Below are 23,144 nucleotides of genomic sequence, written 5' to 3' on the forward strand. Positions count from 1 at the left end.
TTATGAACAAAAAAAATCTTACTATTTGCTCTTTTTGTGGTCGTTCTGAAAAAGATGTAGAAAAGCTTATTGCAGGTCCTTCCGTTTATATCTGTGATTACTGCATTAAATTATGCTCAGGAATTTTAGACAAAAAGCCCGTAGCTTCTCAACCAGTAAACTCCACTCCAGAAACAGAAATACAAAGTCCTGACATTCAAGTTTTAAAACCAAAAGAAATAAAAAAACATATTGATGAATATGTAATTGGGCAGGAGCGAGCAAAAAAAACCATTGCTGTTGCAGTATACAACCACTACAAACGCATACGCGCTTTATTAAATAACAAACACATAAGCTATGGGAAATCGAATGTGCTACTCCTGGGCCCTACGGGTTCAGGAAAGACACTCATTGCTAAGACTTTAGCTAAAATTTTAGATGTGCCCTTTACAATAGCTGATGCCACTACTCTAACAGAAGCTGGGTATGTAGGTGAAGATGTTGAGAACATTGTTTTAAGGTTGTTACAAGCTGCTGATTATGATGTAGCTCGAGCTGAACGTGGTATTATTTATATTGATGAAATTGATAAAATTGGGAAAACCACAGCAAACGTCTCTATTACACGCGACGTCTCCGGTGAAGGTGTACAACAAGCTCTATTAAAAATTATTGAAGGAACAACAGCAAATGTACCTCCAAAAGGAGGACGGAAGCATCCTAATCAAGAGTACATCCGCGTAAATACGGAAAATATTCTATTCATTGTAGGTGGTGCTTTCGTTAATTTAGATAAAATCATTGCCAAACGCCTTGGGAAAACAACCATTGGTTTTTCCGATGATCAGGGTGACTTCTCTCAAAAAGATCGTGATCGCCTACTGACAAAAGTAGAAACCGAAGATCTTATTGCTTTTGGTATGATTCCTGAATTTGTAGGACGATTCAATTGCATTGCAAACTGTGAAGAACTCTCTTTGGATGAACTTGTAGCTATCCTTACGGAACCGACAAATGCTATTGTCAAACAGTATGTTGAGTTATTTGCAGAAGAAAACGTGAAGTTAATTTTCGAAAAAGATGCTTTATATGCTATAGCAAAGAAAGCTAAGCAGGCAAAAACAGGGGCACGAGCTCTGGGTATGATGTTAGAAAATCTACTTAGAGATCTCATGTTTGAAATTCCTTCAGATCCCACAGTAGAAGCTATACGAATTCAAGAAGATACTATTGTAGAACATAAGGCTCCTATAATTATTAGAAGAACTCCTGAAGCCATAGCATAAAAAATTCTTTTCTTCTTGATTTAGGAATATCATGACAACCTCAACCCTAGAAGTTGCAAAAAAGGTTCTTTCAAGGTTACGCAATGCGGGTTATCAAGCATATTTTGTTGGCGGCTGTGTTCGTGATATGCTCATGGGGAAACCCATTCAAGATATTGATATAGCTACCAATGCCTCCCCTATAATTGTCTCCACTATTTTTCCCAATACTTTAGCATTAGGAGCAGCATTTGGTATCATCGTTGTTAAAGAAGACGGTCGCCTATTTGAAGTAGCCTCATTTCGTAGTGATGGGAATTACGAAGATGGTAGACATCCCCAACACGTGGTCTTTTCTTCAATGAAAGAGGATGTTTTACGAAGAGACTTTACAATTAACGGGATGTACTACGATCCTTTTGAAGAAAAACTCTTCGATCTCGTGGAAGGACAAAAAGATATTGAAAAACGCGTCATTCGTGCAATTGGACACCCCAAATTACGCTTTTCAGAAGACAAGTTACGCATACTCCGTGCTATACGCTTTAGCTCTTCCTTAGGATTTGCTTTAGATCCCGCAACAGAACGCGCAATTATCAAAGAAGCCCCCACTCTAATCCATTCTGTGTCTCCTGAAAGGATTTGGCAAGAGCTTAAAAAAATGTTAAACAAACAACCCCATGACGCTCTTCTCCTTCTGATTAAATTAAAAGTTATTACCGTCATCTTCCCAGAATTGCGAGATGTTCCTTATGGTCTCTTACGAGCAAATATTGAATTTTCTAAAAAACTTAATCCTAAGGACTTCCCTGAAATTCTTTTCCTACTCCCTCTATTTCAAGGAGTCAGTGAAGAAGCTGCCTATGTAGCTTTTTCTCGTTTACGCGTTTCAAATAAAGAATTACAATTTATCGAGTTATGGTACAAAGCATTACCCCAGTTTCAAAATATCCAAAATAATCGTGTCTTCTGGGCCCACTTTTTAGCCTCTCCTACAGCGAACCTACTGCTAACCTTATTCTCAGCAATGCAAAAAGACCCCTCAAAACAACAACACTTTATCTCTCGGGTACAGGATCTAGAAAATCGATTAGAAAAATTTATACTAAGAATTAAAAATTCTTCCCCTTTGGTTTCCGCTGCCGACTTAATCTCTCAAGGGATTGCCCCTGGTCGCCTACTTGGAGACCTTCTCAAAGAAGCTGAAACCCTTTCTATAGAGCACGATTGTCTTGATAAAGACAAAATTTTATCTCTTCTCAAAGAAAAAGGTTTCTGGAAGTAAAATTATAAAAACACTTTCACTATCAATTTTATTTCTTTAGATTTAATTTTTTAGCTTTTATTATTTTTCCTATCATTTATTCAAAACAGGATTAATTGAGTTTATCATGCTGCGAATTGCTATTCTAGGAAGGCCCAATGTAGGGAAATCTTCGCTATTCAATCGCATGTGCAGGCGATCTTTAGCTATTGTTAATGCCCAAGAAGGTACAACCCGTGATCGCTTGTATGGAAATATCCCCGGCTGGGGTGTCCCTGCTCAAGTGATTGATACGGGAGGCGTCGATAAGCATTCTGAAGATCATTTTCAAAAACATATTTATAAACAAGCACTAACAGGAGCGAATGAAGCTGATATATTACTTCTCGTTGTAGACATTCGCTGCGGAATCACTGAGACTGATGCCACAATTGCTAAACAACTGTTGCCACTAAAAAAACCAATCATCTTAGTCGCAAATAAAGCAGACACTCCACAAGATGAAAAACGTATTCACGAATTATATAAAATCGGAATCCCCGAAGTTCTTCCTATATCAGCAAGTCATGATAAATATATTGATCGCTTATTAGATAAAATCAAATCTCTGGCCCATATCCCTGCACACAGCATAGAACCAGAAAGCATAGAAAATATTCATCATCTAGATACGCACGCCAATATAATTGAAGAATACGAAGATACTGAAATTCCCTTTGTTGCTCCTCCTCCTCAAGACCTCCGCCCTTTAAAAATTGCGCTCATTGGACGTCCTAATGTAGGAAAATCTTCTATCATCAACGGCCTCTTAAATGAAGAGCGCTGCATTATTGATAACACTCCTGGGACAACTAGAGATAATGTGGATATTTTATACTCTCATCGCGGACATTCGTATCTATTTATAGATACCGCAGGTTTGAGAAAAATGAAAAGCGTGAAAAATTCTATAGAGTGGATCTCCTCAGCAAGAACAGAAAAAGCCATAGCACGCGCGGATATTTGCTTATTAGTCATTGATGCGACACAGCAACTCTCTTCCTACGACAAACGCATTCTTTCTTTAATTACTAAACATAAGAAACCTCACATTATCCTTATAAACAAATGGGATTTAATGCGAGGAATACGCATGGAACACTTTATTCGTGACTTACGCGCCACAGATACGTATATAGGCAATGCTCACGTCCTTTGCATATCTGCAACTACAAAACGTAACCTCAATCAAATTTTTTCTTCTATTGACGCACTTTATAAAACTCTTTCTAATAAAGTCCCTACATCTAGTGTAAATAAAACCCTAATGACAGCATTACAAAAGCACCATCCTCAAGTGATTCATGGAAAACGGCTGCGTATTTATTATGCTATTCACAAAACAGCAAGTCCCTTCAAATTCTTATTATTTATAAATGCAAAATCATTATTAACTAAACATTACGAATATTATTTAAAAAATACATTAAAAACCTCTTTTAATTTGTACGGGATACCTTTTGATTTAGAATTTAAAGAAAAAGCGAAAAGAACAAATTAATTTGTTAAAAAAATAAATTATTATTATTTAAAAAATAAAAACAAATTAATTATTTCTTGGAGATTTTAACTATGAACTATGATCATTTTGACGCATCAAAAGCTGAAGAAGAACAAGATCTACTCGAAGAGTTTCTTTCCTGCTCAGAAGAAGCACTCTCTTTAGATAAATATCAGGAAACTGGTGTATATGTCGAAGAAGATAAAGATGCTGGTGATCTTCTTATAGTTCTTGGAGAATCTATTTTAAAAGGTGTTATTCGTCAGTTTTATATTAGCAATGATAACTATGCCTACACACGCAGTTGCCTTCGAGGAGATTGGGAGTTATGGTTTACTATCCCGCCAAAAGCCATTCAAAGTAAGCAATGCGATTTTAATACTTTATTAGAGCCCGACTTTTTACTAACCACGGATGTAGAAACTTTTATTAATGCTCCTGAAGACTTTCCTAAGGGATCGGAATCATTAAATAATATTATTATTTGCATGACTGCTTTAGATATGAAGCATCGTGTACAATTCCTAATTGGGGATAATCATAGAACATTTTGGATTCGACATCTTGAAGATGGATCATCTTCTTGGTCACCGTGGTCTTCATTTATTTAAATTACAGAGAAGGTAACAGGCTGGAAGCTAGCCCAGCCCAATGCCACATTTTCTCCTATGTCTCGTCACTATCTCCTACGATAGTTAACTCCATCGGTCCAAAATTATCATTATTGTGGAAAGATGTTGCAACTACAGGTATAACGTTTTGAGGACGCTGTTCTGTCATAGTTAATTCTAAGCGGAATAAATGTTTAACAATCGCGATGCGAATATCGCGGACAAGACTCTCAAACAGTAAAAAGGACTCATGTTTGAACTCAATTAAAGGATCTTTCTGCCCAACAGTACGTAATCCGACTTCACTACGTAGTAAATCCATATCTATAAGGTGGATCTTCCATTGCTCATCAATATGCATGACCATGACCGAACGGATAATGTCTTGGCACATACTCTGAGCATCAACATCAGATCCTGCAGCAGTAGAGATTTCCTTTACCATAGAAGCAAATTTTTTGTGAAAAGCACCCGCTAATTTTTTAGCAACCTCCTCTGCTATACCATCTAACGTACGCAGTGCTTTTAATTCCTTAACATTTAACTCTATGGGGAAAGAATAGTTTACCCAATTTTCTAACAAAGGAAGAGAATGTCCTGAAGGACGATCCGAGCTTACTAACAATGAAGCAACCATCAAAGAAACATGGTAAATTGTTTCCGTAACTAACCCAAGAATATCATCCGAGCGCAAGATTTCATTACGCAAAGCATAAATTGTTTGTCTTTGCTTATTCATAACATCATCGTATTCCAGAGTATGCTTACGAATAGTATAATTCCTTGCTTCAACCCGCTTCTGAGCAGTTTCTATAAGTTTATTGAACATAGGATCCGACATCGCTTCACCTTCAGGAGGGCGAAAATGGCGAATCAAAGCATTTAACTTAGGAGAAGCGAACAAACGCATCAAGCGATCTTCAAATGATAAGAAAAATTTTGCAGAGCCGGGATCCCCTAAACGTGCACAACGCCCTCGTAATTGTCTATCAATACGGCGGGATTGATGACGACTTGTACCAATAACATGTAATCCTCCAACAATGATAGCTTCATCATCCAACTTAATATCTGTTCCCCGACCTGCCATATTCGTTGCTACAGTAACAGCACCTAGCTTTCCAGCGCCTGCAATAATCTCTGCTTCCTGAGCATGATTTTTTGCATTCAATACCGTGTGTTCAATACGATTTTGTCTTAAGATACGTGACAGCTTTTCAGAAACTTCAACTGATTCTGTTCCTACCAAAATAGGATTACCCTGCCCATGAACCCGAACTATTTCATTCACAATCGCATGATATTTTTCTCGTTCGGTCATATAGAATTCATCATTATGATCGACACGCTGGCAAGTCTTAAATGTAGGCACTTGTAAAACATAGAGATTATAAATTTCTTTAAATTCTCTAGCTTCTGTAATTGCTGTTCCCGTCATACCGGCAAGTTTGGTGTACAAACGGAAAAAATTCTGTAATGTTACAGTAGCAAAAGTTTGAGACTCCTTACGAATGGTTACATGCTCCTTAGCTTCTATAGCCTGATGTAGCCCTTCAGAAAAACGACGGCCTGGCTGAGGACGCCCGGTATGCTCATCAATGATGACAACTTGATCATTACGAACGATATAATCCACATCTCTTTCCATTAACAGATGTGCTCTTAATAGCTGACGTAAACCATGAGCTCGTGCTTTTCTTTGAGTATCTTCTTCTGAAATTGCAATTTTTCTATTAATTTTATCTGTTGGAGAAAGGCTGGGATCATTGTCTATCAATGCATATTCATGTCCCATATCCATCATAATAAAATCTTCTATCGAGCCACCAGTTTTTTCTACCCACTGTTGCATACCCTTGTCGGTTAACTCGAAATCATTATTGTGCTCATCAACAATGATGTACAGTTCTGACAGCTTTTCTAGGCTTTCTTCTTTATTTTGTTCTGCATGATAATACGTATCCCACTTATCAATAATAGCGCGTAAATCAGGATGCTCTCGGACACGACGTAAAACACGATTTAAAGGCATCCCCTTACTTACTAACCATAAACTACGACAAAACTCTGAAATACCTTCTAAAACTTTTTTATCTTTAGGAAGGATATCTACGTTTAAAAATGCATCTAACCCTCTTCGCGCATCTAAGGCCAACTGATTACATAAGTCTCTCTGCAACTGCACCAACTCAGCAACTTTATCCTTAAGCTCAAAATACACAGGATTATGCTTTTCTCCTGGGCCGGAAATAATGAGAGGAGTTCTCGCTTCATCGATTAAAATCGAGTCCACCTCATCAATAATAGCAAAATAAAATCCTCTTCCCACCTGATCATTTGCAGAGGTAGCTATAGAGTTGTCTCTCAGGTAATCAAACCCAAATTCTGAAGCTGTACCATAGACAACATCGCAACGATAAATCTCTTTTCTCTTTTCTATGGGAGAGCTTGAAACCAAAACACCAGTTGTTAAACCTAACCAACGCAATATAGAACCCACCCATTCGCAATCCCGTTGAGCAAGGTAATCATTCACAGTAACTAAATGCACAGGCTTTCCTGTTAAAGCATTCAAATACAAAGGCATAACAGCTGTTAGTGTTTTCCCTTCTCCCGTCTGCATTTCAGTGATAAAACCTTTATGCATGGCTATAGCGCCAAGGATCTGCACATCATAGGGAACCATATCCCAATTCTGATGGTAACCCGAAACTTCAACAGGGGTGCCTATTAACCTTCTACAGACGTTTTTAACAACGCCATAGGCTTCAGGAAGCATATCATCTAAAGACTCCCCATCCTGGTACCGTTGTTTTAACTCTACAGTCTTATTGCGTAACTCTTCATCAGATAAGGGAGAAAGCATCTCATCATAGATATTAACCTTATCCACAAGTTTTTGAAATTTTTTTAAGGTACGCTCTTGAGAAGATCCAAAGAAACGTTTAAGAAAATCTAACATATGTCGCTTAATTCAAAATATAATTGCTTAGAAAATAATTTAACTCTTCCAATTCATTTATTAATACCATACTCGATTCCGATGAATAAAAGGAACAAAAGTTCCTTCGTGCTACTTTTCACTTCCTAAAACAAGAGACAAATTTTTTATAGACACAGAAAAGCAAAAAAGAATTTAAGCTGCAAGCAGCGTATCCATTTCTACTACATGCTGATGATCCAGAGGAAGCTTTTGACGTAAATTTCGCATAATTTGTGCGCGCCGCTTTTTCTGAATTAAAGAAATATCTTGCCCTGCTAAAAAAGACTGAATTTCATAAGCAGCATCAAAATTTCCTGTACGAGCTTCACAGGCACTTAATAACTCCAACACTTCTGAAGAATGCTGTGCTTGCAAAGCTTTTTTAGCATATTCTACGCCAGCAGAAGCAGTCACAATAGAAGCATAGCCCACTCCCGACAACCAAGCCAACGCTTTGCAAGCTGTGGGGCAATCAGGAAATCTTTGAATTACTTTAAGATACACCTTTTCAGCATCAGCATATTTTTTTAAACAACATAGACTAAACCCATAGCTCAACCCGCATTGCCAATCCTCAGCATAAGTACAACATTGAAATGCTAAACTCCAGCAATGTTCGGCTAAGTGATAATCCCGTTGGTCCATGGCTGCTAACGCTGCATGTTTCATTAATAAAGCATCTCCTCGAGACCATAGATCACTACTTTGGTATATTAATAATGCTTTTCGTGACCTTCCTTGTTTTTGTTCGCATAAGCCTATATTAAATAAAGCTTCTTCCCTATAGCTAGTTTCACTCAATAACTTACGAAATAACTTTCCCGCTTCAACATAGTCACCACAAATTCGTGCTGAATGCGCTAAATTATAAACAACTTCTAGTGGACAGGGACCAAGAGCATAAGCACGATTATAAAATTCTATAGCATCTGAATAGCGTTTTGATACGAAATAAATATCTCCAACAGTAATGTAAGTTTCCTGGCAGGAAAGAGGCGAAATCCATGGCTCTATAACACCACAAGCCGCATTTAAATGCCCTAAATGCATCAAAGCCGAAGCATACTTTGCTGCATCTTGCTCTTCAAAAAGCTCATTAGTAATTAAAGAAAAAGCCTGACAAGATTCCTTATAAGCTCCATGACGATACGCTTTATAAGCAATTTCTAAAAAAAATCGAGGTCCATATAAATGGAGTTTCTTGGCTTCAGCTAAGCATATTTCAGCCTCGTCAAAGCGTTGAAGCGCTCGTAGAATGCGCATGTAATCAAATAAACACTGACGACGGTAAGAACGTTTTTTTAATAGAGGAAGGAGCTTTTTCTCAGCGGCAGACCATTCTTTGAGTTCCATGCTTAAACGGACGTCTCGAATAACCTGAGCCGCATAATTACGGAAATGGACAACGCGACAATAGATCCTAAACATCAGAGCTATTGTTAAACTTGCAACTAAAGTCCATAAAATGACTGGCCACATAATTTGCCAAATTTCACTTTTATCTCTCTTTGCAATACCAAAAAAAACCTTTAAAGTCTTTAAAATTATTCTCTCAAAGCATGCCCCAAAGCCTGCCCCATCAAGCAACGAGTTTCTAATCCCATGCGAGAGTTTTTTAATAAATCAGCTTCAAACCGGATCTTATTGGGCTGAAACAATAAAATAATTGTGGATCCCCCAAATTCAAAAAAACCCTTTTCATCACCTTTAAAATATTGTTTTCCTGGTATAAATGTTTGTACAATAGAGCCAACGCTCAATGCCCCTACCTCTAAGTACAACACATCTCCAAATAACTCCGTCCGCAATTCTGTAATCATGCGTTTATTTTCACAGAAGAAAATAAAATTATCTTTCATAGCAATGGGATGGACAGAAAATAAATACCCATTAATGCAGCGTGCCTTCCCCGGGATACAATCTGCAGGAAAATGAAAACGATGGTAATTAAAAAGAGCCAACCGAGAAAACACCATACTCCCTGCGTCATACTTTTTAACCAGGGCATCGTCCCTTAAAAGCTTAGGAAGAGAAAAACGTTTTGACTTAACAACAAATTCACCAAACTCGGCAACATTAGGATAAACAAGATAAAAGCCGTCCGAAGGCATAATGCAAACATCTTTTCCCGGAGCTATGGAACGCGCTGTAGGCCGTAGCTCTCTTGTAAAAAAATCATTAAACGATGAGTATTCAGAAAGAGGCTTTTTTAATTCCTCCGTACAAATATTGTGCTTGTTTACAAAACGTACAATTTTTCTACGTGTCCATGGTTGTTTTTGCATCCAGCCATAGATACGCGTGAAAATAGGAGATCGAGATAACAAACGAGATATCCATCTTCCTATTTTAGAGTTATAGAGCAAAGACATAGTTTTTTCGTAACAGACAGGCTCAATAACCTTACGATTTGTTAACCGATCAATATATTGCGGCTTCTTCACCTTAATTCAATCCTTGTAATCCAAACAAATGACTATAAAAAGTTAATAAAAATATTCCAAATTATTAATAAAAAATCATTGAAAACTAGTCTATCTAGACTATCTCTTTAATAGATGATCTGGTATCTTACTCTGCAAGTTAGTTCTATTTTTCTTCTATTTCATGATTAAACACGATACTATTGTTGCTATTGCCACTCCCCCAGGGGAGGGAAGCATTGCCATTGTTCGCATGTCAGGCCCCGAGGCAATCCTTCTTGCTGATCGTATATTCTCAGGACCTGTTACAACCTTCGCCTCTCATACAGCACATGTAGGAACAATCACCCATAATCAACAGCTCATTGATCAAGTATTGCTGCTCATTATGCGATCTCCTCGTTCCTTTACAGGAGAAGATGTAATTGAACTCCAATGCCATGGAGGCTATTTTGCATGTTCTCAAATTCTTGAAGCTTTAATTTACTTAGGAGCTCGTCTCGCTTTACCCGGCGAATTTTCACAAAGAGCGTTTTTAAACGGAAAAATTGATCTCATCCAAGCTGAAGCTATTCAAAATATGATCTCAGCCGATAATCTAGATGCCTTTCGTATTGCTCAAAATCATTTCCAAGGAAATCTTTCAAAACAAATACATCGCATTTCGTCTTTGCTTATTGAAGCACTTGCCTTTATCGAAGTTGCTGCCGATTTTCCTGAAGAAGAACAACCGGACCTAGCTAACGCCAGCCAGCGTTTAGCTGAAGCCCATACAATAGCCTCTAATTTACTGTCTAGTTTTGACGAAGGTCAACGCCTTGCACAAGGAACAAGTATAGTTTTAGCAGGACATCCAAATGTGGGTAAATCTTCTTTATTGAATGTTCTCGCTAATAAAAATCGTGCTATTGTTACAAACATTCCGGGTACAACAAGAGACATTCTAGAAGAAAATTGGACGTTACAAGGAAAGCGTATTCGTCTCATAGATTCTGCAGGTCAACGTACTACAAACAATCCTATTGAACAAGAAGGTATTAAACGAGCTATTCAAGCAATGCAACACGCTGAAGGGATTCTTTGGGTTATGGATGCTACCCAACCTCCCCCGACTCTGCCAGATATTTTATTTCAAAAACCTTCCCTTCTTGTGTGGAATAAATCCGATCTGGCTTCTCCCCCAACTCTGTCTACATCCCTACCTCAATTAGCTATCTCAACAAAAACAGGAGAAGGTATTCACTCGCTTAAAGAATGGTTAACACAATGGATGCAGCAACAGACTTTAGGGAAAAGCGAGAAAATTTTTTTGGTGTCTTCTCGTCACCACACAATACTTCAAAAAGTACAATCTCATCTATTAGCTGCTCAAGACAACCTCTCAAAACAATTGCCTCTTGAGATTGTAGCTTTAGAATTAAGGCAATCGTTAGAAGTCATTGGGAATCTTTCTGGATCAGAAATCAATGAATCTGTGTTAGGAGAAATTTTCAGTAGGTTTTGCATTGGGAAATAATCACATTAAGAAATACATTTTAAAAACTTTAGATGCTCTATTCCCTAATCCTCAGCCCTCGTTAATTGGATGGAACACACCATTTCAATTGTTAATTGCCATCATGCTTTCCGGGAATTCCACAGATAAAGCCGTAAATAGCGTTACCCCTAAATTATTTGCTTTTGCTGAAGATGCCTGTGCTCTAGCCCAGTGTTCGTTAGAAGATATTTACTCATTAATTGCTCCCTGTGGTCTTGGGCAAAAAAAAGCTCTATATGTGCAGCATATAGCGAAAATTCTTGTTGAAAAATACTGTGGAGAACCTCCTGCTTCTTTAGAATTGCTAATGCAATTACCCGGAGTAGGGAGAAAAACTGCTTCCGTATTTTTGAGTATTATGTACAACATACCCACCTTTCCTGTGGATACGCATATTTTAAGATTAGCTCACCGGTGGAAAATTTCTACTAAACGTAGCCCCATAGCAGCAGAAAAAGACCTTGTACGCTTTTTTGAAAATGCTAATTCTCCTAAGCTTCATTTGCAGCTTATCCACTATGCGCGGCACTACTGTCCCGCTCTTCATCATAAGATGAGTAAATGTGTAATATGCGCTTATATTCGTGCTCAAGACAATTCTGGTAAGCTTAAAGGAAGCTAGTTTCTCTATATAAATTAAGATTTTTTCCACTCTTGCTTATCTAAATAAATGCGAAATTTATTTTGCTTTCTAACAGAGAAATATTTTAGAATAAGCAATTATTTATTCTATAATTGTTTTAAATATAATGATTAAGCGCGCTTCTAATCGTAGGGATCCTTCTGCACACAAGTTGTCCGTATGGTCTATCGGAGGTTCTATCTTTGCTATGTTTTTTGGAGCTGGCAATATAGTGTTTCCCCTTGTTTTAGGTTGTCGTTATTACACTCATCCATGGATTGCTGGATTGGGAATGATGATTACTGCAGTATGCGTTCCTCTTTTGGGTTTATTTAGTGCGCTACTCTATTCAGGAGACTACCGAAAATTGTTTTCTTTGATCGGGAAGACTCCTGGTGCGATATTTGTTGTAGCTATTTTATGCCTTATAGGTCCTTTTGGAGGCTTACCAAGATCAATTGCTATATCCCATGCAACCCTAGCATCTCTATCTGATACTAAGACCGCTCTGTTGCCTAGCTTACCTATATTTAGCTTAGGATGCTGCTTATTAATTTATATTTTTTCCTGTAAGCTAAGTAAATTGATTCAATGGCTAGGAACAGTATTTTTCCCTATGATGTTGGCTATATTGCTTTGGATCATTTTTAAAGGATTAACTATCCCAGCGCACCCCAATTTAGCTCCCGCATTCACTAAAGAACAATCATGGCTGGCAGGAGTTATTGAAGGATTTAATACTATGGATTTATTAGCTTCCTTCTTTTTCTGCTCCATCGCATTGATTTCTATTCAACAAATGTTAGCTAATAGTAAAGATGACGAAGCCCCCCTAGATTTTCAAAAAATCAACAAAAAAGACAAACGTACTTTAATATTAGCTTTTGTTTTAGCTGCCATACTTCTTGGATGTATCTATTTTGGATTTACCCTATGTGCTTCTAGACATGCTGGTGTATTGGCTCATGTAAGTAAAGGACAAATTCTAGGAAAGATTTCTACTATTGTTCTTGGGAAAAATAGTTTATTAACTGGGATCTGTGTTTTTATTGCGTGTTTAACTACCGAAATTGCTTTGGTTGGAATTATTGCAGATTTTTTATCTCGCGTGATTTCCTCAAAACAAATGACATATTCTAATGCGGTAATCTTGACTTTGATACCCTCTTACTTCATTTCAATTTTAAATTTTGAAAATATTAGCTCCCTTCTATTACCTCTATTACAATTAAGTTATCCTGCATTAATTGCTTTAACATGTGGAACTATTGCGTATAAATTATGGAATTTTCGTCATGTACGAGCTTTGTTTTATTTAACATTCGCTTTTACAATTATTTCGCGATTAATAGGTTAAAATAGCACGTGTATGCGTGCGTTAGCATAATAACAATGATTTTAAGTTCTTTATCTGAATTTTACGACGCAGCAAGAAGATATCTTGCTGAACATCGTCAGGATATTACCATAGATTTTTCAGGGAACTGCTACATTATCCGTATTCCCGATGAGGATTCCCCTGAAGGAAATTGGGTAAGCACCCTAAAATTTCGTGATCATAATTTAACTTTTGCCTCGTGTAGTTGTCCTGATGGAGAATGTTGTGTCCATTTAATGATTGCTTATTTATCTATTTATGATGTCCATAACTGGCTTCCTCTACACTACAAGTTTGCACAATCTTTTTGGTATGCACTATTTTTAAAGTTCTTTTTAAATCAAACACAATTACTCCCCGAAGGGAATTCTCGATATTCTTTATCTCATCAGGATGTGGTATGTAATATTTCCGCATTATCTTCAAAATCCTATGCACACTGGTTATCTATCATACAGGTAGCAACTCATCCCGAGGTATATACAGAAAATGCATTTCCAAAATCCTCTCTGTACCGCATAGCTAAATATTTTTTTCTCTGTTGTGAATCGGGAGCACGTTTAGATTTTACTGAAAATCGTCAAGGATTCCCTACGCAATTTACCCTACAATGGGAAGGAATCGTCTTAACAGGTGAGATCCTAAATTTTGAAACATTAGAAAATATCTTTCCAAAAATTAATTTCTCTCAAACAACATTCCCTGGAAACTATCATGACTTCTCTATAACACAGGTCCATGTCTCCCCAAAAGAAGCAGCCATCCACTTTACAAAAATACCTATCCAGGAAGATCACGAGAATTTGCCAATCACTCAAATTGGCTCTGTAGGCTATATAGCTCAATCTCAATACGTGCTTCTTCCTGAAAAAGAGGCAACTATTTCCATAAACATGCTTCCTTTTTTAGATCATGAGTTTAAAACAAAGCTACTATCCTTTCTTCATTACGAAGATGAAAAGCGTCAAATACACTACGATATTCACTTACTTCGAGATAGTTCTATTTCTTTCTCTGCTTATTTACATACTCCAGGAGATTTAAATCAGGGAGAACTAATTTATCCCGACTTTTGTTATCTACCTAGCCAAGGCTTATTTACTGTCACAGGCCTACTTTCTCCTCAAGCTTCTTTTGTAGTTAAAGCTGATCAAGTTGAAGAATTTTTACATGATCAGGGGGCATTAATTCGTGAGCCAGGATTCCAAGTATTTACGAATCATTCTCCCGAAAGACAGCTAACGTATGCTATTACCCAAGAAGGAGTCCTCCTTTTCCATTATAATCCTATTGGGAACTCTGCAGTGATGAATATTCACTATGGCACTTGGATCTATTACGCCGGCCAAGGATTCTTTTTAAAAAACACATCAGACTCACCAGTTCAAGATGGCCTAATCGTAGAGGCTCAGGATATCCCAAACTTCATTACAGATAATGAAGAATTTCTACTTACTATTCCCAATTTCTTTAGCTCTCCCCCTCCTTTAACTAATTTAATATTTGAAGTACGCAAAGCGTCGAACTCTAGTTTACAGCTTACTCCTATATTTGAAGGACTGGAAAAGGAAAACTGCCGATTATTTGGTCCTTTTCTTTATTGGGAAAATCATGGATTTCATTTACTTCCTACGCATATGCAGTCCCTATCTTTATTACCTAAAAATGTTTCATCTGAACAAATTCCAGAGTTTATAGCACAAAACTTTCATAACACCAGACTTGTATTCACCGACCCTGAGCTATGTCCTCCTGAAACCTTCCAATTGACTCTCCTAGCTATACAACGTCCTCATCCCCTATCTCCTCTACACTTGCGATTAGCACTAACGACGAATGTTGGTTCCGTCCCAATAGGAAGCGTGCTTCAGGCAATAAAAAGTAGAAAAAGCTTTGCTTTTACTCCAGCGGGCTTTTTAAATTTTCAACACTGTCTATTCCAATTTCTCCAACAGTTTATCGCACAAAAATGCCAAATTTCTGAGGATACTATCATTGCTACGGTTACAGATATTTTTAAATTAGATGCTCTAGCTCCCCTATCTCCTCATGAAAATATTCAAGCTAGCGAAGCAGATTTAACATTTTTCTCTCAGCTGAAAGCAGCGTGTTTGCCTCCAATTCCTCAAAATCTCTTCTCCACAGATCATCAACTCCGTCCGTATCAAAATAGCGGATTACTTTGGTTATGGTTTCTGTATAACCACCATTTATCGGGGCTTCTTTGTGATGAAATGGGACTAGGGAAAACACATCAAGCAGCAGCTCTGTTGGATATTGTTTTTCATTCTGCAGAAAGTACAGATCGACCTAAATTTCTTGTTGTCTGTCCTACAAGTGTACTTCCCCACTGGGAACACATATTAGCTACCCACTTACCTACAGTAAGTATTTTTTCATTTCATGGGCCTAACAAACCAGAAAACATTCCTCCGACTGACATTATTATTACCTCATATGGAACGTTAAGACAAAATTACGCTAAGTTTTATAAATTATCATTTACAGTAGCTGTTTTTGATGAAATCCATGTAGCAAAAAATAAAACAAGCCAAATTCATAAAATTCTTTGTCGCCTAAATGTGCAAATGAAGCTAGGACTCACAGGAACACCAGTAGAAAATAACCTTCTAGAATTTAAAGGTCTTTTGGACATTATTCTGCCTAATTATTTACCTTCTGATTCCTTGTTTAAAAAGTTATTTACAAAAACTCACAACAATACAATCAGTGAGGAGATGGCTTCATCTCAAGATTTGCTATTGAAACTTACGCGACCATTTATTTTACGTCGTACAAAAAAACTGGTTCTTCCCGATCTTCCTGAAAAAGTAGAATCTATTATTCCCTGTGTATTATCTCCAGAACAGAAAAAACTCTACCTTGCTACATTAAAACGAGAAAAAATGCAGATTCAACAATTAGATTCTCCAGAAGAACAAGCAATAAATTATTTACATGTATTTGCTTTATTGAATCACTTAAAGCAAATCTGTAATCACCCCGCGCTGTTTTTAAAAACTCCTGAAAAATATCGAGAGCATGAATCAGGAAAATGGAATGCATTCGTACGCCTTCTACAAGATTCCCTATCCTCAGGATACAAAGTTGTTATCTTTTCCCAATATATTCACATGATTCGTATTATTACACTATACCTGGAAGAAATTGGTGTTAAGTATGCTTCAATTCAAGGAAAATCATTAAATAGAAAAGAAGAAATTGCGTACTTCGCTTCGGATCCTGAATGCCGTGTATTTGTAGGTTCCCTACTAGCTGCGGGGACAGGAATTAATCTTACAGCGGGAAATGTAGTCATTATGTATGACCGTTGGTGGAATCCTGCCAAAGAAAATCAAGCATTGGATCGCGTACATAGAATAGGACAAAAGAATACTGTCTTTATTTATAAGCTCATGACCGAGGATACCCTAGAAGAACGCATTCATTACCTCATTGAAAAGAAAGTTCGTCTCCTAGATAAAGTAATTGCCACGCAAGATTCTAACATTCTTCATATGTTAAATAAAGAAGACCTCTTAACCATTCTCTCTTATAAAGACGACCGCGGTGATAGCAGCATTGGTGGATCTCTAGAATAAAGAAGGATTTTTAAGTAATCATCTTATCTATGACAACTTATAATACCCACGATAAGCACATATCGCCCCGACAATACCATAAAAATATGCACGATTTTTCGGCCAGCTAAGTACTAATCCTTCAGTATTGCCAAATAACAATATGACTAAAGCAAAAGCTAACAATCCAGAACCTAAAAATAGAGCGGCAAGAGGCCAATGTTGTAGCCACTTCCAATCCATTTCTGTTTTTTCATCTGGTCTTTGAAAAGACTGTTGATCACTGAGAACAGCTTCCCAATCCTCTGAAGAAACTGCAAACAAATCTTCTGTTTCCCCCTTAGTAGAACCTTCAGAGAAAGAAATATGACAAGAAGAAAATCCTCCAGAAGCTACGGGAGGATCTTGCAAAAATGCACTACAATAGGGACATTGGGGCATATGCATAGACACACTACCTTCACATTTCCAGCATGTGCGCTGCACTTCTGCTTCTTTAGCGAATGGCATGATAACCTACTTTTCCCCTTCTAAATTTAACAACATAAGAAATATTATCCTTATGTATTCGTTTGTATACTTTATATTCAATTACAGTACATAACTTAAATTATAATTCCTATTGGGAAAAAATCAATGCTGAAAATTAATCTTTGGATCTAGAATAAGCAAAAGGCTCCTTATACAACATTACGATGACCTAAAGCATCTTAAAACTATCCCCGTAAAAGCCTTTAATTTTGCGATTTATACTTAAACTTAGGGATTCGCTATGAGTAAAGATTTTGACTGTGTTGTTATTGGTGCTGGCCCAGGAGGCTATGTTGCTGCAATAACAGCAGCACAACAAGGACTACGTACCGCACTGATTGAAGAACAACAAGCAGGAGGCACATGCTTAAATCGAGGTTGCATTCCCTCTAAGGCTCTACTCGTAGGAGCGAGTATTGTTTCTCAAATTCGCCAAGCCTCACAATTTGGTGTTTACATTGATGGGTATTCAATTGACTATCCTGCTATGGTCCAAAGAAAAAATACTGTCGTACAAGGAATACGTCAAGGCTTAGACGGACTCATACGTAGTAACAAAATTACTACATTCCAAGGTAAAGGGTCTTTGATCTCTTCCACAGAAGTGAAAGTTCTTGGTCAAGATACTACAGTACTTACAGCTAAGTATATTATATTAGCCACAGGATCAGAACCTCGTCCCTTCCCTGCGATCCCTTTTTCTTCTCGCATACTTTGTTCTACTGGAATTCTCAACTTGGAGACACTTCCTAAAAAACTCGCAATTATTGGAGGGGGGGTTATCGGTTGTGAATTTGCTTCTCTATTCCATACTTTAGGAGTAGAAATTACTATAATCGAAGTTGCTGATCACATCCTTGCTATCAACAATGCGGATATTTCTAAAACTATGCAGGATAAGTTTTCCCGTCAAGGCATTCGCGTGTTAACCAAAGCTTCTTTACAGCACTTGGAAGACTTAGGAAGTCATGTAAAGATTATCGTCAATGGCCAAACAGAAGAATACGATGTTGTCCTCATAGCCATTGGTCGACAATTTAATACAGAAACAATTGGGTTGGATAATGCAGGAGTAATTCGTGATGAACGAGGCATCATTCCTGTAGATGACACCATGAGAACGAATGTCCCAAATATCTTTGCTATTGGAGATATTACGGGGAAATGGCTACTCGCTCATACAGCATCTCATCAAGGAAATGTTGCAGCACGCAATGCTGCGGGTCATCATGAAGTCATGGATTATTCAGCAGTTCCTGCTGTAATCTTTACTTTCCCTGAAGTTGCTACCGTAGGGCTTTCTTTAGAAGCTGCACAACAACAAAATATTCCAGCTAAACTGACGAAGTTCCCCTTCCGCGCGATAGGAAAAGCTGTCGCTATGGGAGAAGCTGATGGTTTTGCTGCTATTATTAGTCATGAAACTACACAACAAATTTTAGGCGCCTATGTTATAGGACCACATGCTGCATCCTTGATAGCAGAAATGACTTTAGCCATTCGCAATGAACTCACTCTGCCTTGTATTTATGAAACAATACATGCACATCCCACTCTTGCAGAAATTTGGGCAGAAAGTGCTTTATTAGCTACGAACTCTCCACTACACTTACCTCCATCTGGGAAATTATGAATCATTGTTCCTCTAAAGAAGCGCAAGCTCTTCCAAAGAAAAAACAGGTTCCAAATCGCCTCCCCCCTTGGTTCAAACAATCCCTACCTCAAGGTTCGGCTTTTTATGATACAGAAGCTACTATTAAACATGCGGGTATAGCTACAGTATGTGAAGAAGCTCTATGTCCAAATCGTACACGCTGCTGGTCACGTAAAACAGCTACATATCTTGCGTTAGGAGATGCTTGCACTCGTCGCTGTGGATTTTGCAATATTCATTTTACTAGGAAGCCTCAACCTCCTGATCCTAAAGAACCAGATAAAATTGCCCAATCAGCAAAAATGTTGCAACTCAAGCATATTGTACTAACTATGGTAGCTCGCGATGATCTAGAGGATGGTGGAGCAAGTGCTTTAGTCAACATTATTCATTCTCTGCATCAAGAACTACCTAAAGCAACTATCGAAGTCCTTGCGTCAGACTTTCAAGGTAATCTAGCTGCTCTACACACTCTATTAGATTCTAGATTAACTATTTACAATCACAATATCGAAACTATAGAACGATTAACTCCGTTAGTACGCCACAAAGCGACCTATCGAAGATCTCTTTTTATGTTACAAAAAGCAGCAGAATATGCATCCCCCAACCTAAAAATCAAATCAGGAATTATGGTAGGTTTAGGGGAACAAGAAAATGAAGTGAAACAGACACTAAAAGACCTGGCTAACCATGGAGTGCATATTGTCACTATAGGACAATACCTGCGTCCTTCGCGACGACATATTCCTGTGAAAAATTATGTACCTCCTGAAACTTTTGATTACTATCGTACCGTGGGAGAATCACTAGGACTGTTTGTGTATTCTGGACCCTTTGTACGTTCTAGTTTTAATGCTGATCAAGTTCTTCATGAATTGGCAGAACAAACAGGAAAAACACAACCGCAAGATTCTGCCTCATAGCATTCGTCATAACAAAGGTCTTGCATTTAGTCGCGCGAATAAACACTTTTTATATTACATAAATCGCAAATAAAAAGTTTTTTAATGCTTGCATCTCATTCATAATTAATAAGGTGTTTCTTGTTTAATGTTCACGATTGGCACTAATCCCCCCTTTTGTTATGGTGAGTAAAAAGGTATGCGTGGGTTATGTTTCGTCGTTCTATTTCTTGCTTATTCTTTGTACTAACCTTATTTTTCTGCACTAGCTGTAACAGTAGATCTTTAATTGTTCATGGGCTTACTGGAAGAGATGCAAATGAAATTGTTGTCTTGTTGGTTAGCAAAGGAGTTGCTGCTCAAAAGCAACCCCAAGCTGCAGCCTCTACAGGAGGAGGGTCTTCAGAACAGTTATGGGACATTTCTGTTCCTGCTGCGCAAATCACTGAAGCTTTAGCTATTTTAAATCAAGCAGGACTTCCGCGAATGAAAGGGACGAGTTTACTTGATTTATTTGCTAAGCAAGGCCTTGTTCCTTCAGAAATGCAAGAAAAGATCCGTTATCAAGAAGGTCTGTCTGAACAAATGGCGTCTACTATTAGAAAAATGGATGGTATTGTTGATGCTAGTGTGCAGATTTCCTTTGCAGCAGATATAGATGATAACCAACCCTTAACAGCATCTGTTTATATTAAGCACCGTGGTGTTTTAGATAATCCTAATAGCATCATGATTTCTAAAATTAAACGCCTAGTTGCGAGTGCTGTCCCTGGGTTAACTGCAGAAAATGTTTCTGTAATTAGTGATCGAGCTTCTTATAGTGATATTACTATTAATGGTCCCTGGGGATTATCTGATGAAGTTGACTATGTTTCCGTATGGGGAATTATCCTAGCGAAATCTTCTTTAGGGAAATTCCGTTTAATCTTCTATCTATTAATTCTGACTCTTTTCATTATTTCCTGTGGTCTTCTTTGGGTAATTTGGAAAACTCATACACTTATTCTTTCCTTAGGTGGGGTAAAAGGTTTCTTTGATCCTGCTCCTTATTCTCAAACTCCAGAAACTAAAACTAAAAAAGTTACAGAAGGTACTGAAGAGAAAAAAGAAGAGCAACCTGCAACAGGAACAGAGGAAACACCCCTCGCTACAGAAAATTCCTCCGATGCAGAAGAAAATGAGGATGTTTAGTGACAGCAAACACATTTGGAACTTTAAACATTTTAATGAAGTACTCCAAAGAGGATAATCTTGCAAATTTTTTGCCAGAGGACCTAATAGTTACTCCCTCTCATCTCGAAGATATTCCTTTAAGTTCCTTATCCTTTACCATGTGTTGGCTAGCTACTATCCATCCCTCATGGATTAGCGTTGCTATTAAAGAATGTCCTCCTGTTATACAAAGTCAACTACTCGCTTGGCTTCCTTCTTCTTTAGTTCAAGAACTACTGCCTCTGTTACCCGGAATTTCTCCTGCAAGCCAACGCTGTTCTAATTTTGGTGCCTTTTATTTATTGGATATACTAAGCAAAAAAATCCGTCCCCCAGGTATTACTGAAGAAATCTTTCTTCCACCCTCTCCGTTCAATGCTATATTGTACTATTCTGGGGCGACCAAGATGACACTAATTAATTGTCTTGGCTTATTTACTATTGCTAAAGAATTAAGAAACATTGTGGATAAGGTAATTATTGACCGGGTTCACAAACTCCTTTCTCCTACAGAACAGTTATTTCTTACTTATTGCCAATCCCATCCTATGAAACACCTGGAAACTACGAATTTTCTAGCTTCTTGGGATCAGGAAGATGATTTCCGTAAGTTTATTCATAAGAAAGGATTAGAATTTCTTGCTATAGCTTTAGCCAAAGAAGATGCTTCTTTTTTTTGGTATTTTCTCCGTAGGTTAGATATTGGCCGAGGATATATTTTTGAACGAGCACTGAAGGAATTTTATGAACATCCTCATAGTGACTATTTCAAAAATCAATTGGAACAATGCATAAAGATCTTAGTACAATAAAATCTTTATAAGTTTTGATTATATATTCTAAGAGGACTTTTCTCGATTTTTTTAATATGTCGAGCAAGAATAAAAAATAAAAATAGTAAAAGGAGCAGCGGTTCCCAAATATATGCCTTATTAGGTTTTTGCTACGCTGTTAAGTGGATGAAATTTTTTAGTTTAATCTTTAAAAATAACGAAGTTACACCAAATCAAAAAATCCTTTCTCCAGAGGCTTTTTCTGCTCTTCTTGATGCTCAAGAACTCCTCAATAAAACGAAAGAAGATAGCGAAGCCTATAAGGAAGCAACAAAACAAGAATGTGAAAGATTACGTCAGGAAGCAGAAAAACAAGGATTCAAAGAAGGTAGCGAAGCTTGGAGTGCTCAGATTGCCTATCTCGAAAAAGAATTACACAATCTTCGTGATGAAGTTAAAGCTTCTCTCGTTCCTTTAGCCATTGCTAGTGTAAAAAAAATCTTGGGGAAAGAATTAGAAACCCATCCTGAAACCATTGTTTCTATTATTGTCAAAGCATTAAAAGAACTTACTCAACATAAAAAAATCCTCATTCATGTAAATCCAAAAGATTTATCTATTGTAGAGCAAAGTCGTCCAGAATTAAAAAAAATAGTCGAGTATGCGGATACACTCATTATATCTCCACAAGCAGACGTTGCTCCTGGAGGATGCATCATAGAAACAGAAGCAGGCATTATCAATGCTCAGTTAGACGTACAATTAGCTGCCTTAGAAAAAGCTTTCTCTACTATACTACAACAACAAACCTCTGTAAGCATATCTCAATCTCAGCAGCAAGCCCCTACAAAGCAAACTCAGGATGAGATAGAATAAGGATATT

The 23,144-nt window shown here is 37.5% G+C and carries 17 protein-coding genes; 13 read left to right on the forward strand and 4 right to left on the reverse strand.

The features are described 5' to 3' along the window. Positions 1–2: 2 nt before the first annotated feature. The 4 genes from clpX to M787_RS01460 all read left to right on the forward strand — a co-directional run bounded on the left by clpX (position 3) and on the right by M787_RS01460 (position 4,662). Positions 3–1,268 carry an ATP-dependent Clp protease ATP-binding subunit ClpX gene (clpX, locus tag M787_RS01445; RefSeq protein ID WP_021828686.1) on the forward strand — a complete coding sequence of 422 codons (1,266 nt, stop codon included), beginning with the start codon at positions 3–5 and terminating at the stop codon, positions 1,266–1,268. A gap of 31 nt (positions 1,269–1,299) precedes the next feature. Continuing rightward, entirely contained in the window at positions 1,300–2,532 is a 1,233-nt protein-coding gene (locus tag M787_RS01450; RefSeq protein ID WP_021828687.1) for a CCA tRNA nucleotidyltransferase, read from the forward strand. Positions 2,533–2,638: 106 nt separating this feature from the next. After that, positions 2,639–4,051, forward strand: coding sequence for a ribosome biogenesis GTPase Der (der, locus tag M787_RS01455; protein WP_021828688.1), 1,413 nt, complete (start codon positions 2,639–2,641; stop codon positions 4,049–4,051). 71 nt (positions 4,052–4,122) lie between these two features. Beyond that, positions 4,123–4,662 (forward strand): hypothetical protein, encoded by a 540-nt coding sequence (locus M787_RS01460; RefSeq protein WP_021828689.1) that lies wholly within the window; start codon positions 4,123–4,125, stop codon positions 4,660–4,662. Positions 4,663–4,717: 55 nt separating this feature from the next. Here M787_RS01460 and secA read toward each other — a convergent pair whose 3' ends face one another. The 3 genes from secA to M787_RS01475 form a co-directional block, all read right to left on the reverse strand. Further along, complete coding sequence (gene secA, locus M787_RS01465) at positions 4,718–7,624, reverse strand: preprotein translocase subunit SecA (RefSeq protein WP_021828690.1); 2,907 nt, start codon at positions 7,622–7,624, stop codon at positions 4,718–4,720. 174 nt (positions 7,625–7,798) lie between these two features. Next, positions 7,799–9,124: a tetratricopeptide repeat protein gene (locus M787_RS01470; protein WP_021828691.1), complete on the reverse strand. Its 1,326-nt coding sequence runs from the start codon at positions 9,122–9,124 to the stop codon at positions 7,799–7,801. Positions 9,125–9,189: 65 nt separating this feature from the next. Continuing rightward, positions 9,190–10,089, reverse strand: a complete 900-nt coding sequence (locus M787_RS01475) for a phosphatidylserine decarboxylase (protein ID WP_021828692.1) — start codon at positions 10,087–10,089, stop codon at positions 9,190–9,192. A 163-nt stretch (positions 10,090–10,252) separates the two neighbouring features. Between M787_RS01475 and mnmE the strand changes: the two genes are divergently transcribed. The 4 genes from mnmE (at position 10,253) to M787_RS01495 (ending at position 17,207) form a co-directional block, all read left to right on the forward strand. After that, positions 10,253–11,584, forward strand: coding sequence for a tRNA uridine-5-carboxymethylaminomethyl(34) synthesis GTPase MnmE (mnmE, locus tag M787_RS01480; RefSeq protein WP_021828693.1), 1,332 nt, complete (start codon positions 10,253–10,255; stop codon positions 11,582–11,584). Continuing rightward, on the forward strand, positions 11,574–12,227 hold the full coding sequence (locus tag M787_RS01485) for an endonuclease III domain-containing protein (RefSeq protein WP_021828694.1): 654 nt from the start codon (positions 11,574–11,576) through the stop codon (positions 12,225–12,227). Before mnmE ends, M787_RS01485 begins: the two co-directional genes overlap by 11 nt. Before the next feature lie 127 nt (positions 12,228–12,354). Further along, positions 12,355–13,584, forward strand: coding sequence for a branched-chain amino acid transport system II carrier protein (brnQ, locus tag M787_RS01490; RefSeq protein ID WP_021828695.1), 1,230 nt, complete (start codon positions 12,355–12,357; stop codon positions 13,582–13,584). A gap of 35 nt (positions 13,585–13,619) precedes the next feature. After that, on the forward strand, positions 13,620–17,207 hold the full coding sequence (locus M787_RS01495; protein ID WP_021828696.1) for a DEAD/DEAH box helicase: 3,588 nt from the start codon (positions 13,620–13,622) through the stop codon (positions 17,205–17,207). Positions 17,208–17,234: 27 nt separating this feature from the next. Here the strand turns inward: M787_RS01495 and M787_RS01500 are convergent, their stop codons facing one another. After that, on the reverse strand, positions 17,235–17,696 hold the full coding sequence (locus tag M787_RS01500) for a phage holin family protein (RefSeq protein WP_021828697.1): 462 nt from the start codon (positions 17,694–17,696) through the stop codon (positions 17,235–17,237). A gap of 262 nt (positions 17,697–17,958) precedes the next feature. Between M787_RS01500 and lpdA the strand changes: the two genes are divergently transcribed. The 5 genes from lpdA (at position 17,959) to M787_RS01525 (ending at position 23,137) form a co-directional block, all read left to right on the forward strand. After that, positions 17,959–19,350: a dihydrolipoyl dehydrogenase gene (lpdA, locus tag M787_RS01505; RefSeq protein WP_021828698.1), complete on the forward strand. Its 1,392-nt coding sequence runs from the start codon at positions 17,959–17,961 to the stop codon at positions 19,348–19,350. Continuing rightward, positions 19,347–20,297, forward strand: coding sequence for a lipoyl synthase (gene lipA / locus M787_RS01510; RefSeq protein WP_021828699.1), 951 nt, complete (start codon positions 19,347–19,349; stop codon positions 20,295–20,297). Before lpdA ends, lipA begins: the two co-directional genes overlap by 4 nt. 189 nt (positions 20,298–20,486) lie before the next feature. Next, positions 20,487–21,467, forward strand: coding sequence for a type III secretion system inner membrane ring lipoprotein SctJ (sctJ, locus tag M787_RS01515; RefSeq protein WP_021828700.1), 981 nt, complete (start codon positions 20,487–20,489; stop codon positions 21,465–21,467). After that, positions 21,467–22,300, forward strand: coding sequence for a hypothetical protein (locus M787_RS01520; RefSeq protein WP_021828701.1), 834 nt, complete (start codon positions 21,467–21,469; stop codon positions 22,298–22,300). The genes sctJ and M787_RS01520 overlap by 1 nt, the downstream gene beginning before the upstream one ends. A gap of 147 nt (positions 22,301–22,447) precedes the next feature. Further along, positions 22,448–23,137, forward strand: a complete 690-nt coding sequence (locus M787_RS01525) for an HrpE/YscL family type III secretion apparatus protein (protein ID WP_021828702.1) — start codon at positions 22,448–22,450, stop codon at positions 23,135–23,137. Positions 23,138–23,144: the final 7 nt, after the last annotated feature.

Origin of the sequence: Chlamydia gallinacea 08-1274/3 (genome assembly GCF_000471025.2) — a bacterium.
GTDB lineage: Bacteria > Chlamydiota > Chlamydiia > Chlamydiales > Chlamydiaceae > Chlamydia > Chlamydia gallinacea.